Genomic DNA, 12,254 nt, shown 5'->3' on the forward strand with positions numbered 1-12,254 from the left:
TCGAACGCGCCGGACCGCCGGCTGGAATGGCAAAAGGGGGAAATACCCGCCGGCTCGAAAACCCAAATTCAGGAAGGGAGTCACATGAAGAAAATCAGCGCGATGATTGGCTTGCTGGTATGTTTTGCACTCGTTCACGCCCAGCCGGCGGACGAGGCCAAACTGCGGGAAAAAGCCCAACGCCTGGCGCAAAAGTTCATCATTGTCGATACTCATATCGACGTGCCGTACCGTTTGCGCGAGAGATATGAGGACATTTCCGGCCGCACTGAAGGAGGGAACTTCGACTACGTGCGTGCCAAGCAGGGCGGCCTCAATGCGGCCTTCATGTCCATCTATGTGCCCTCGGACTACGAGCCGAAGGGCCTGGCCAAAGCACTGGCGGACAGTCTCATCGACATGGTGGAAGGGTTCCAACGTCGCTGGCCCGACAAGTTTGCGATTGCCCGCTCGGTCGCCGAGGTGCGTGATCATTTCAAGCAGGGGCTGATCTCGTTGCCGATGGGCATGGAGAACGGCGCGCCCATCGAGGGCAGGCTGGAAAATCTGCGGCACTTCTGGTCGCGCGGCGTTCGCTACATCACGCTTACGCATGCGAAAAGCAATCACATTTGCGATTCTTCCTATGATCCCAACCGCCAATGGCAGGGCCTGAGTCCGTTCGGCCGGGAAGTCGTGGCGGAGATGAACCGGCTGGGTATCATGATCGACATCTCGCACGTGACGGATTCGACTTTTTACCAAGTGCTGCGGCTCACGCGCGCGCCGGTGATTGCTTCGCACTCCTCTTGCCGCCATTTTACCCCCGGCTGGGAGCGCAACATGGATGACGACATGATCCGGGCGCTGGCGCGCAACGGTGGCGTGATTCAGATTGCATTTGGTTCCTCCTTTGTCAGCGGCGCTTATCAGGCTGCCGATGCCGGCATGTGGCACTTCATTGAGGAACACAAGATCGATCTTGCCAGCGCCGAGGGCCGCAGCCGCCTGCAGCAATACCGCGCAGAACACCGGTTCCCGGAAGTTACCATAGCCGACCTCGTGGCGAACATCGATCACGTCGTGAAGCTGGTGGGGGTCGATCACGTCGGCTTCGGCTCTGATTTCGATGGCGTCGGCGATGCGCTGCCCACCGGTATGAAAAGCGTGGCCGAATATCCCAACTTGATCTTTGCGCTTTTGCGCCTGGGCTATTCCGAGAAGGATATCGAAAAAATCTGCTCCGGCAATTTGCTGCGGGTATGGTCGGAAGTGGAAAAGACCGCGCAAAAGCTCCAAGCCGGGAAGCACCAGCACTAACAAGCAACGACTTGAATTCTGCATCATTTGTTGCCCTCCGTCCCTGGGAATCGATTCCCAGGCCAGAGGTGGAAGTCGCCCAAAGGCAGCGATCACCTATTGTTGGGTGATAAGCCAAACTGAGCCGACTTGAGTTTGCGGCCTGCGATTGCAATCACAGACGAGGCGGGCATCAAGTGTCGTGCACGATTCAGGAACTAACCATTCCGTCACCCACTCACGTCAAAGGGGGAGACCATGTCCATTCTTAAAACCGTTCCGTCCGTTGTACCGCCTTCAGTCATCTATTCCGCGCTGTTCGTCGATTTCGACAATGTTCGCATCAACCTGGAAAAGCATGATGCGGAAGCCGCGCGCCGCTTCTCGACCAATCCGGAATTGTGGCTGTCCTGGTTGGAGAAACAGCTTTCCACCACCACCTACCTGCCCGAGATCGTGCAGCGCAGAATTCTGACCAGGCGCTGCTATCTGAATCCGGAATCGTTCAGCAGCTTCCGGCCTGATTTCGTGCGCTCGGCCTTCGAGGTGATCGATTGCCCGCCGCTCACCGGCCGCGGCAAAACCAGCACGGACATTTACATGGTGATGGACATTCTCGACACGCTCAATCACGCCACCTATTTCCATGAGTTCATCGTACTCTCCGGCGACGCGGATTTCACGCCGGTGCTGCTGCGCATCAGAAAGCATGGCCGTTACGGCGTGGTGTTGGCGGTGGGCTGGGTTTCACTGGCTTACCGGGCCGCCTGTGATATCGTGATCGAGCGCGACACTTTCGTGCGCGAGGCCCTGGGCATCGTCTATCCCGACGAGGAAGCGCCAGAGCCGATCAATGAGCAGGAGATCGATGCCACGCTGAACCTGCTGTTGAAGCGGATGGCGGCGCGATTGCGGGAAATGGCGGCCGTACCCGGCGGCGTGGAGGCCAGCGAGCTGCCGGAAGTCTTCAAAGAGTTTCAAGAATTCCGCGAGAGCAATCACTGGCTCGGCTTTTACTCGCTGCGCCGCTTGACGCAGGCCCTGATCGCGCAACGGGAGGATCTCGCCATCAGCGATGAAGACCCCTGGCGCGTGGTCGTCAAGACCGCGCCCGCGCCGGTGTTGGCCGATAGCCTGGAGGCGGCAGGTCCACCCGCGCCGGCAGCGGCCGTCCCCGATGTGAAAGCGCAAATGGCGCAGAGTATTCGCGAGTACGTGTCCCACTCGGACAAGGCTGTGGCCTGGGCCACGCTGGCCAGTTTAGTGAAGCAACGTTTTGGCGAGCAATTGGCAGGCAGCACATGGCTGGGAGCCGGCACGTTCAAGGATTTGCTCATGCAACTTGATCTCGGCAACCTGCACACCTCGACGCTGACACCCGGCTACGTCTATGACCCGGGCCGCCATCAATTGCCGGCGGCACCGGCTTTTGCCGCGCCGCCCGCCGCCAGCCAGGAAGCCGCCGCCCCGCCGGATCATTTTGCTCAACGCTATCCCGGGCTCGCCGAGCTGGCGCGCAAAGTCCATCGTTTGACGGAAACGCCCTATCTTATGCCTGAGCACTATGCCCTGCTGTTTCACGAATTGGCGCGTGAGATCAACGAAAACGGCTATCAAATGACGCGCACTTCGAAAACGGTGCGTGATCGCTGCGTGGAAAAGGGCGCGCCGGTGGCAAGATCGCACGTCAACTTCGTGTTGATCGGCATTGGTCATACCGGTTATCGCTTTGGCGGCCAGGAACGGGAGGACCCCGTGCAGTTGGGCGAAAAGCTGGTGGAAAACACGCTGGACTTGTGCCGAACGGCGCAGCTCAGTTTGATTGAGGAGGAGGTGGCCCAGATTCGGGCCTGGATCATGGGGGGGCTCGGCGAGCAGTCGCAGCCGGCGGCGTGAGGGCGGATCGCATCAAACAAAAAACGCCATCGCCGCGCCGTGATCGGCGCAGCGATGGCGAGAATGTGCGCAGCAGGAGGGAATTCTACTCGGCTGAAATCGACGTCGCCAGGGCTTCGCCGTTCTTTTGCTTCGCCATGGTGAGCGGCAGCTCGGTGCCATTCGCTCGTTCCAGATCCACCAGGTATTGGAATTGCCGGCGAAACTCGTCGAGCGAGATGTTGGCGGTGGCGGCATACTTGGCCAGCTCGTGCGGATCTTCGAAATCCTCGGGCGAGAGCCGGATCATGTAGCGCCGGGCGATATGATAGTACTCGGCACTCATATCGACCATGCGCACGCGCGCCCGGCCGGTCTTGGGGTCGAGTATTTCATGGAATGGAATCGGCACGAAGCGGCCGTTCTGTATCGAAACCATCGCCGCGTTGCCGCCTTCGAGAATGTAGCGCGCGGCGCAATAGCCCAGATCGCGCGTGTATTCCATGTCGAAGGGAATCGGGTCGGCGCACCGCAGCTCGTAACCGATATTCTTCGCCACGATTGTACTCTTGATGCCGAACTGTTTCAGCCGCGCCTGCACTTCGTATTTGAGAATCTCTCCGAAGTTGACCTCCGCCAGCCGGATGTTGTCATGCGCGTCGCGCTCGACGTTGACCAGCGTCTGCAGATCCTGGGGATCGAGGATCTCCACCAGGCCTTCTGCGATGATGGCAACGCCGTCGGGCCGGCCGTAGCTCAAGCGCTTGATGATCGAGCCGACCAGTATATCCACGAGCACGGAGAGCCTGAGCTTCTGATCGCGAAACTCTTCCGGAATCAGGGTCAGGGTGGCGCCGGCAGCCTTGGCGATGCCCAGCGCCAGATGGCCGGCTTTGCGCCCCATGGTGACGACGAAGTACCAGCGTGAGGTGGTGCGGCCGTCAACCATCAAGTTCTTCACGATGTCGCAGCCGAGATGGCGCGCGGTCTGAAAGCCGAATGTATTGATGCCGAGCGGCAGATCGAGGTCGTTGTCGATGGTTTTGGGAACATGCACGACGTGAATGCGGCCGTTGGCCAGCTCTTCCAATTTCATCGCGGAGAAGGCGGTATCGTCGCCGCCAATCGTGATGAGGCGGTCCACATTCATGCGCAGCAGGGAGGTGACCGTGTTCTCGAGATGTTTGGCATTTTTGGTCGGGTTGGCGCGCGAGATGCCAATGTACGAGCCGCCGCGAAAGTGAATGCGGCTGACGCGCTCAATGGTCAGTTCCTTGATCTTGTCGATCTGGCCGTCCATGATCCATTTGAAGCCGTCCATGATGCCGATGACTTCCTCGCCGCTGAGGATCCCGCGGATCGTCGCCGCACCGATGACGCTGTTGATGCCGGGTGCGGGGCCGCCGCCCACCAGAATCGCCATTCTCTTGTGATGTGTGCTCATGCGAAAAACTCCCATTGTACAAATCTAAGCAGTAGTGAATAGTGCCGATCTTTTCGGACAATGCCGGGGAATATAGTGAGAAATTCCTGAGAATCAATCAAAAATCACCTTGCATACACGGACAAAAAAATTTACTTTGAGCGCGCTTTGCGGCGTTCAACTGTGCGTTGGAACCACCCAAACTGAGGGAATTCGAGCCTGATGATCATCGCCCGTCTCAAGACACTCATCCTCGCGGCCTGGTTTGCAAGCTTGCCGGTCCAACTCCTGGCAGGCGCCTCACTGCCGCCGGTCAAAGCCAAACACGGCATGGTGGTGTCCTCGCACCTGCTCGCCTCCCAAGCCGGCGTTCAGATTTTGCAGAGCGGCGGCAACGCCGTGGATGCGGCCATCGCCACGGGTTTTGCCCTGGCCGTGACGCTGCCCTCGGCCGGCAACCTCGGCGGCGGCGGTTTCATGATCGTGCACACGGCCGACGGCCGCCTCACCGCCTTTGATTTCCGGGAGAAAGCGCCGGCCGCGGCACACGCCAAAATGTACTTGAATGAGGCAGGCGTTTACGACGAGCCGATCAATCACGAAGGCTACCTCGCCATCGGCGTGCCCGGGACGGTTGCCGGATTTTTCCTGGCGCATGAGCGCTTCGGCAGCAAAGCGATGAAGGAGTTGCTGGCGCCCGCCCTCAAGCTGGCCGAGCAGGGCTTTCCGGTGAGTTGGGGGTTGCACGAGGATTTTCTATATCTCAAGGAGGAATTCCTCAAGTATCCAGCTAGCGCGCGGGTGTTCTTGAAAAACGGCAGGGAAGTGTATCAGCCTGGCGAGATCTGGAAGCAGCCCGATCTGGCCAGAACGCTGCGCCGCATGCAAGCGCGCGGCCGTGCCGAATTCTACCACGGCGAAACCGCCCGGCTGATTGCGGCCGCCATGCGCCAGCACGGCGGCCTGATTACCGCGCAGGACTTGGCCAGTTACGAGGCCAAAGAGCGCCCGCCAATTCACGGCACGTATCGCGGCTACGAGGTCTATTCCATGTGTCCGCCCAGCTCAGGCGGCACCGTGCTGGTCGAGATGTTGAATATCCTCGAGGGATTCGACCTGCGCGCCGCGGGCTTTGGCTCGGCGCAGCATCTGCATCTGCTGGCAGAAGCGATGCGCCGCGCCTATGCCGATCGCGCCCGTTATCTCGGCGATCCTGATTTCAATCCCAACCTGCCGGTGGCGAAACTGATCTCGAAAGAATACGCTGCCGCCTTGCGGGCGCAAATCAACCTGACGCAGGCCTCGCGCAGTGATCCGGAAAGATTCAATGAGGCCTACGAATCAGCGGAAACCACGCACTATTCCGTCGTCGATGCGGCGGGCAATGCCGTGGTGGTCACCTACACGCTGGAAGACAGCTATGGCTCCAAAATCGTGGCAGAGGGCACGGGCTTTCTGCTGAACAACGAGATGGGAGATTTCAACCCGCAGCCTGGCCGCACGGACAGCACCGGCCTCATCGGCACGCCGCCGAATGTGATTGCACCCGGCAAGCGCATGCTGTCTTCGATGACGCCCACGATCGTCGCGCGCAACGGCAAACCCTTTCTTTTGATCGGCTCGCCGGGCGGCCGCACCATCATCAACACGGTGTTGCAGGTGGTGAGCAACGTCATCGATTTCGAGATGGACATCAGCGAGGCGATCGCGGCGCCGCGCGTGCATCATCAATGGCTGCCCAACGTGCTGCGCGTCGAGGAATTCGGCCTCTCGAAAGACACCCAGCGGCTGTTGGAAAGCTACGGTCACCGGGTTTCCCTCTCGAGATCTTCGCGCAGCCAGGGCAGCGCGATGGGGATTCTGCTGGATCCGGTGACCGGCCTGCGCCTGGGCGCGGCTGATCCGCGCGCCAGCGACGGCGCGGCCCTCGGATATTGATACACGGCACTTGCAACTCTCGCACCGCAACTTACCTTTTCAAGGACTGGTTTCATGTTGGACAAGCTGGTCGACTGGCTGCGTACCCGGAACTTCGACCCCGGATTCAATCTTTCCCTGTTCTTGTTGATTATTTTGCTCGGCATTTGGATCGGCAGCCTGAGCAAGAACATGAATGTCTGGCCCGGCCTGCGGCGCCTGATCGGCGAGCTGATGGGCGGGTTGTTGTTCGGCCTGCTGTTTGGTTTGATCTTTCTGAGTGATTTCTTCCCGGGCGTCATCTTTCTAGGCGGCCTCACGCTGGCCCTCATGAGCTTCTTCAACGTCGAGGCGCAATTCAAAGTGCAGCGTCTGCTTTCCATCGCGGTGGCGATTGCCCTGGCCTTCTTCATGTACTACTCGCAGTGGGGCAACCTGCGCTATTTGTTTGACAGCATGCTCATGGATTTTCAATGATGGAAATTCTGATCAAGCACACCGCGCTGCAATTGCGCGCAGGCGACCTCACCGAGATGAAGGTCGACGCCATCGTCAACGCCGCCAATTCCGCCTTGCAACTCGGTGGGGGCGTGGCCGGCGCGATTCGGCGCAAAGGTGGACCACGCATCCAGCAGGAATGTGACCGGATCGGCGGCACGCCGGTGGGCACTGCCGTCCTCACCACCGGCGGCAACCTGCCGGCCAAACATGTCATTCATGCGGTCGGACCGCGCCTGGGAGAGGGGGACGAAGATCGCAAGCTGCGCGAGGCCACGCGCCATGCGCTTGCGCTTGCCGATCAACACCGCCTTCAGAGCATCGCCTTCCCAGCAATTTCAACCGGCATCTTCGGCTATCCGCTCGAGCGTTGCGCGCAGGTCATGCTGTCAACCACGCGGGAGTATTTGCAGGGCGAGACCGGCTTGCAGCAAGTGATGTTTTGTTTGTGGGGGGAGGAAGCCTATGCGGTGTTTGAATCAACTTTGCGGCAATTGCAGCAACTCGGTGCGACCGGCTGAGAAAGCCACCGTTGCTGTGAGCCGCGTGAGAACGTCGAGGCACGACTGCATAGAGCACAGAACCCGCCAGCTTCGAACTTGAGGTTCAGAGTTTGTCGATTACGCAGACTAATGAACATGCCACCCGACCTCGTTCTCGTTTCCACTTCGCCCTACCGCCGGGAACTGATGGCCAAAATGGGTTTCCGGTTTCGCGCCGTCGCGCCCCGCTTCGAAGAAAACCACGTGCACAATGGCGATCCGGGTGAGCTGGCGTTGGCGCTGGCGCGCGGCAAGGCCATGAGCGTTGCCGGCGATTATCCGCACGCGATCCTCATCGGCTCCGATCAAGTCGTGTGGTGCGACGGTCGCGTGCTCGCCAAAGCCGGAACCCCGGAACGCGCCTGGCGCGAGCTGCAGAGCCTGCGCGGCAGGACCCACGAGTTTTACATGGGCCTTTATCTCCATCACACTGCGGCCAATCTCTCCCAGGAATTTCTCATCACGGGCAGCGGCCGGTTGCGCGCCGATCTCAGCGACGAGGAGCTGCGTGCCTACATTGCGCTGGATAACCCCATCGATTGCGCCGGCTCCGTCAAAACCGAAGGCCCGGGTTTGCTGCTGTTCGAACGCCTGGATTGCGAAGACTGGACCGCAATCATCGGACTGCCGATTATCGCGTTGACCACGGCGCTGCGCAAATGGGACTACTCGATCTTCGCGCTTTGAATCCTCTCGACGCCCAGCCCCGGCGTATGCGGCAGCAGCAAGCGTCCGCCCTCCACTTTGACGCCGCGATACGGATCATTCTTGATCAAAAGATTCCCGTCCAAATCCGCCCAATCGACCAGCGGCGAAAGGTGTGCCGCGGCGGTGATGCCGAGTGAGCTTTCGATCATGCAGCCCAGCATGATTTTCAAGCCCAGGGCGCGCGCCACATGAATCATGCGCAGCGCCTCCTGCAATCCTCCGGATTTCATGATCTTGATATTGATGCCATGATAGGCACGCGCCAGCGCCGGAATGTCATTCACAGTCTTCACGTCCTCGTCGGCGACCAGCGGCAGGGGCGAGTGGTCACGCAACCACGCCACTTCAGCAAGGCGGCCTGCCGGCATGGGCTGTTCGACAAATTCGACATTCAAACCCGCAAGCCACTGCATTCTTTCGAGCGCGAGTTCCCGATCCTGCCAGCCCTCATTCGCATCGACACGCACAGGGCGGTCGGTCGCTTCCCGGACGGCGCGCATGATCTCCTCATCCTGTTCACCGCCCAGTTTGATTTTGAGAATTGGATAGGCTTCTGCTTCTCGCACTTTCTCATAGACGGCCTGTGGGCTGTCGATGCCGATGGAATAACTGGTCTTCGGGGTATGAGCAGGATTCAGCCCCCACAGAGCATAAAGTGGTACCTGAAGCCTCTGAGTAACCCAATCGAGCAGCGCCATGTCAAGTGATGCTTTAGCGGCATTTTGGCCCTGGGCCAGCGCCAGATTTTTTTTGTTCAACTCATAAAATTCATAAGGATTTGCGCTATCAAACAGGCCCCTCGCTTCAAGTAAAAACTCCCGAATGCTCTCCAGCGATTCACCGTAGCGAATGTTGTGGGCGGCCTCCCCGCGGCCGACCACGCCTTCAGCCGACAATTCCACGAAACTGTACTCCTTGAAATCAGCAGACCCGCGGGCGATCGTCCAGGTATGCTTGAGTTCAAGGCGATAGGTTGATAACTCCAGCAGCATGTGATTCTTCTCCTTCGCTATGACGTGACAACAGATGCGGCAGGCGCGGCGAAACCCAATGTCTGATCGAGTCTTCTCTGCCGCGCTTGCTTTTGAACGTGGAATTGGCTATGGTTGGCGCATTCCCACTATGACAACAGACCGGCGAATGATCGAGGCTCTCGCGAAAAAGACGATGGCGCGCCTGGCTCAGATTCAGGTGTTTGCGTTGGACTTGGACGGCACCCTGTATTTGGGCAACGAAGTCTTCCCCTTCACGGCGCGTTTTCTCGAGAGTCTCCGTGAGCTTGGCAAGTCTTGCGTGTTCGTGACCAACAATTCCGCTGCCAGCCCGCGTGACTATTGGTTGAAGCTCAAGGGGATGGGGATTGAAACGACACTGGAAGACATCTACACCTCCGGCCGCGCCAGCATCGAGTATTTGCTGGCGCAGGGAGGGCCGCAGCCGATTTTTTTGCTCGGCACTGAAAGCCTGCAACGGCAATTCCAAGAGGCCGGTTTCGAAACGCAGGCGGCGGCGCCGGACTTCGTGGTGTTGGGTTTCGACAAGACCTTTACGTGGGAGAGATTCGACCTTGCCTGCCGCCATCTGCGCCGAGGCGTGAGGTTCATCGCCACGCATCCGGACCTGAACTGCCCGTTGCCCGGCCATGACCTGCAACCTGATTGCGGCGCGCTTACGGCAGCCTTCACTGCGGCCACCGGCGTTGCGCCAATCGTCATCGGCAAGCCGGAGCCCCATCTCTACCGCAGCATCCAGCAGCGTTTTGGGATTTCTGCCGCTGAACTGGCAATGGTCGGCGATCGCCTGGAAACCGACATTGCCGCCGGACCCAGGAACGGGATCTTCACCGTTTTGGTTCTCACCGGCGTGACCACGAGAGCACAGGCCTGGCACGCCGCGCCCCAGCCGGATTTGATGCTCGAAACTTGCATGGATTTGATTCCGCTGCTGCGGCAGGCACAACGCGAGCGCTCTGCGGCAAGACGCCGGTGAGAGCTGGTGGCTTTGCACGCAAACAGTCAGCTTGGACTCAGCCGCGGCCTTTGCTGGACGATTCAGAGTCTCAAGCCTCCAGTCGGGCAGACCACGGCTCAACCGTACGAAATCTGGCTTGAGATTGTCCCAGGAATGCTCAGCCTCGGCTCAGAAACGTGGGACCTCACGCGTGTTCATCCAGAAATGAAGAAACCGCGCGCGCGGCAATATTCTCAAATGCACACGAGCTACTTGTCCTCCGGCTTGCTGCCGATGAGTATGAGATTGGCGCCGACTTGATAGCGTTCGTGCGAGTCCGGATTCTCCACTTTGCCGTTGGCGTAGAAGCCGATCGATCCGGAAGAGAAATGCTTGGCCGTGGCCGTGAGCACGCCCCAAACGCGGCCGTCGCTGGTGCGCACTTCGAGTATCAAACTGGCCGGCGCCTGCGGATCGCGCTTGCGTGGTTCGGGAGGCATCACCTGCTCCTTTCTTGCCTGGTGAAAACGGTTGGATGAGACGAAGTGGTGGTTTTGGCATTCGTTCTGCGCCAGCGCTGTGCACGTTTTGCGAGATAGCGCCGGCGCAACTCGCGCTTGGCTCGGCTGCGATGGTGCGCCAACCAGTCCAAGAAATCGTCCGCGCCCTTGAAAAGAAATTTTTCGGCCGCGGCCGGCGAGTAGCGTGGGCATTCGGACTGCTTGTAGTCCTGGCAGATTTTGGGGCGGTCTTGATACCAGCCGCAGCGGCCCTCCGGCTGTAGTTTCTCGCAGGGCGTGTTGAATTGGACGTACCACTTGTTGTCGTCATCCACCCAAACCCAGACGTTTTGGTGAATGAGGTACCAGACAATGTGATCCACGTCCTTGAGTGTGGTGGGTGAGTCGATTTCGAGACTGATGTACTCACAGCATTGCGTGCAGCCGGAGCACAGCACCCAGTTGCGGGCCTCCTCGGCAGGCGCGGCCGGCCGGGCAGGCGTGATTTGAACCAGCGGGGAATTGGCAGAATACATTGGCTTCGAAAAAAAGCGGAATGAGAGAATCCGTTGATTGTCCGCGCACCTCGCGTCAGTGCGAGGCGTGAACATAATGCAAGCGAGGTTAAACCTCAAGCGATACTTTGCACTGTTTCCTGTTGCGGAGCCGTCTTCCGCTCATGCCGACAAAGAGAAGACTAACCATGATTGCCATTCCGTTGCCATCCGCTCCGCGAGTCAACCTGAGCCGCAGCTCTCGCCTGACGCTGCTGATACTGATGCTGCTTGCAATCGGTGAGTTGCTCGCGCCCTTCCTGCCACCACCCGTGGAGATCTTCCACCGGCTGTTTCATCTTCTGCAAATGCTTTGGCTGATCGCATTGGGCTTCGTCATCAGGCATGAAATCAGGCATGCTGCCGCAGTTGGCCCGCAGCTCGCGCGCGCACAATGGCAACGGGTCGCCGGTTTGCTGGTCACCGGCGCGCTGTTCTCGTTCGTGGGTGACTGCATCAACGCCGACTTGATCGATTTCACGGCCATCATCCGGCCGCCCACCCTGCTTTCCATTCCGCCGTTCGCAGTGGCGCATGTGTGCTATCTCGCTGCTTTTGTGTTGCTCAGCCGCCCGCGCGTGCACGGCAGCAGCAGCCGGGTGCTGGGTTTCACGCTTGCCGCCGTGCCGCTGCTGGCGATTGGGATTTGGTCGCGCGTCATACCGGCAGAGGCGCCGCGCATGGTGATCTCGGCCTCGCTGGCCTACAGCTTCGTGCTGGCTGCGATGGTCGTGGGGTCGTTTTGGGTGGCACTGGCGTGGGGAAAACTCGGCGCCGCTGTGGCGCTCGGTGGTGTCTTGTTTCTGATTTCTGATGCGCTGCTCGGATATTTCCTGTTGCGCGCACGGCCTTTTATCGCCGGTCAGCTCATTTGGTCGACCTACCTGCTGGGCCAGCTCTTGATCCTGCGGGCTGGCCTACTTCATCATCGCGTCGCGATCCACACGCAGCAAGCGCCCTCTTGAATTCGGACTGATTATTTTCTATCTTGCCCCAGCATGCGAGCGCG

At 59.5% G+C, this 12,254-nt stretch carries 12 protein-coding genes; 8 read left to right on the forward strand and 4 right to left on the reverse strand.

Annotated features, from left to right (window positions below; genetic code table 11):
* Nucleotides 1-84: 84 nt before the first annotated feature.
* Complete coding sequence (locus L6R21_08045; protein MCK6559137.1) at nucleotides 85-1,299, forward strand: dipeptidase; 1,215 nt, start codon at nucleotides 85-87, stop codon at nucleotides 1,297-1,299.
* Between the two features lie 237 nt (nucleotides 1,300-1,536).
* Nucleotides 1,537-3,174 (forward strand): NYN domain-containing protein, encoded by a 1,638-nt coding sequence (locus L6R21_08050; GenBank protein ID MCK6559138.1) that lies wholly within the window; start codon nucleotides 1,537-1,539, stop codon nucleotides 3,172-3,174.
* An 85-nt stretch (nucleotides 3,175-3,259) separates the two neighbouring features.
* Here the strand turns inward: L6R21_08050 and L6R21_08055 are convergent, their stop codons facing one another.
* Nucleotides 3,260-4,597, reverse strand: coding sequence for a 6-phosphofructokinase (locus L6R21_08055; GenBank protein MCK6559139.1), 1,338 nt, complete (start codon nucleotides 4,595-4,597; stop codon nucleotides 3,260-3,262).
* Nucleotides 4,598-4,798: 201 nt separating this feature from the next.
* Between L6R21_08055 and ggt the strand changes: the two genes are divergently transcribed.
* From ggt to L6R21_08075, 4 genes are all read left to right on the forward strand, one after another.
* On the forward strand, nucleotides 4,799-6,514 hold the full coding sequence (gene ggt, locus L6R21_08060) for a gamma-glutamyltransferase (GenBank protein ID MCK6559140.1): 1,716 nt from the start codon (nucleotides 4,799-4,801) through the stop codon (nucleotides 6,512-6,514).
* 54 nt (nucleotides 6,515-6,568) lie between these two features.
* Nucleotides 6,569-6,970 carry a hypothetical protein gene (locus L6R21_08065; GenBank protein MCK6559141.1) on the forward strand — a complete coding sequence of 134 codons (402 nt, stop codon included), beginning with the start codon at nucleotides 6,569-6,571 and terminating at the stop codon, nucleotides 6,968-6,970.
* Nucleotides 6,970-7,512, forward strand: a complete 543-nt coding sequence (locus tag L6R21_08070; GenBank protein MCK6559142.1) for a macro domain-containing protein — start codon at nucleotides 6,970-6,972, stop codon at nucleotides 7,510-7,512. Before L6R21_08065 ends, L6R21_08070 begins: the two co-directional genes overlap by 1 nt.
* Nucleotides 7,513-7,629: 117 nt before the next feature.
* A complete protein-coding gene (locus tag L6R21_08075; GenBank protein MCK6559143.1) occupies nucleotides 7,630-8,220 on the forward strand; it encodes a Maf family protein in 591 nt (196 codons plus the stop codon).
* Here L6R21_08075 and L6R21_08080 read toward each other — a convergent pair.
* A complete protein-coding gene (locus L6R21_08080; GenBank protein MCK6559144.1) occupies nucleotides 8,199-9,233 on the reverse strand; it encodes a dipeptide epimerase in 1,035 nt (344 codons plus the stop codon). The genes L6R21_08075 and L6R21_08080 overlap by 22 nt on opposite strands.
* Nucleotides 9,234-9,381: 148 nt before the next feature.
* Here L6R21_08080 and L6R21_08085 point away from each other — a divergent pair, with 148 nt between their 5' ends.
* On the forward strand, nucleotides 9,382-10,230 hold the full coding sequence (locus L6R21_08085) for an HAD-IIA family hydrolase (protein ID MCK6559145.1): 849 nt from the start codon (nucleotides 9,382-9,384) through the stop codon (nucleotides 10,228-10,230).
* Between the two features lie 230 nt (nucleotides 10,231-10,460).
* Here the strand turns inward: L6R21_08085 and L6R21_08090 are convergent, their stop codons facing one another.
* Nucleotides 10,461-10,691, reverse strand: a complete 231-nt coding sequence (locus tag L6R21_08090) for a hypothetical protein (GenBank protein MCK6559146.1) — start codon at nucleotides 10,689-10,691, stop codon at nucleotides 10,461-10,463.
* Entirely contained in the window at nucleotides 10,691-11,227 is a 537-nt protein-coding gene (locus L6R21_08095) for a YkgJ family cysteine cluster protein (protein ID MCK6559147.1), read from the reverse strand. Before L6R21_08095 ends, L6R21_08090 begins: the two co-directional genes overlap by 1 nt.
* Nucleotides 11,228-11,469: 242 nt before the next feature.
* On the opposite strand from L6R21_08095, the gene L6R21_08100 reads away from it, so the two are divergent.
* Nucleotides 11,470-12,210, forward strand: coding sequence for a lysoplasmalogenase (locus L6R21_08100; protein MCK6559148.1), 741 nt, complete (start codon nucleotides 11,470-11,472; stop codon nucleotides 12,208-12,210).
* The last annotated feature ends 44 nt before the right edge of the window (nucleotides 12,211-12,254 follow it).

The sequence above is a fragment of the bacterium genome (genome assembly GCA_023150945.1).
Taxonomy (GTDB): Bacteria; Zhuqueibacterota; Zhuqueibacteria; order Zhuqueibacterales; family Zhuqueibacteraceae; genus Coneutiohabitans.

Excerpts from the sequence above, each read along its gene's own strand:
- L6R21_08045 (MCK6559137.1), top strand. The coding sequence starts at position 85 with ATGAAGAAAATCAGCGCGATGATTGGCTTGCTGGTATGTTTTGCACTC.
- L6R21_08050 (MCK6559138.1), top strand. The coding sequence starts at position 1,537 with ATGTCCATTCTTAAAACCGTTCCGTCCGTTGTACCGCCTTCAGTCATC.
- L6R21_08055 (MCK6559139.1), bottom strand. The coding sequence starts at position 4,597 with ATGAGCACACATCACAAGAGAATGGCGATTCTGGTGGGCGGCGGCCCC.
- ggt (MCK6559140.1), top strand. The coding sequence starts at position 4,799 with ATGATCATCGCCCGTCTCAAGACACTCATCCTCGCGGCCTGGTTTGCA.
- L6R21_08065 (MCK6559141.1), top strand. The coding sequence starts at position 6,569 with ATGTTGGACAAGCTGGTCGACTGGCTGCGTACCCGGAACTTCGACCCC.
- L6R21_08070 (MCK6559142.1), top strand. The coding sequence starts at position 6,970 with ATGGAAATTCTGATCAAGCACACCGCGCTGCAATTGCGCGCAGGCGAC.
- L6R21_08075 (MCK6559143.1), top strand. The coding sequence starts at position 7,630 with ATGCCACCCGACCTCGTTCTCGTTTCCACTTCGCCCTACCGCCGGGAA.
- L6R21_08080 (MCK6559144.1), bottom strand. The coding sequence starts at position 9,233 with ATGCTGCTGGAGTTATCAACCTATCGCCTTGAACTCAAGCATACCTGG.
- L6R21_08085 (MCK6559145.1), top strand. The coding sequence starts at position 9,382 with ATGATCGAGGCTCTCGCGAAAAAGACGATGGCGCGCCTGGCTCAGATT.
- L6R21_08090 (MCK6559146.1), bottom strand. The coding sequence starts at position 10,691 with ATGCCTCCCGAACCACGCAAGCGCGATCCGCAGGCGCCGGCCAGTTTG.
- L6R21_08095 (MCK6559147.1), bottom strand. The coding sequence starts at position 11,227 with ATGTATTCTGCCAATTCCCCGCTGGTTCAAATCACGCCTGCCCGGCCG.
- L6R21_08100 (MCK6559148.1), top strand. The coding sequence starts at position 11,470 with ATGCTGCTTGCAATCGGTGAGTTGCTCGCGCCCTTCCTGCCACCACCC.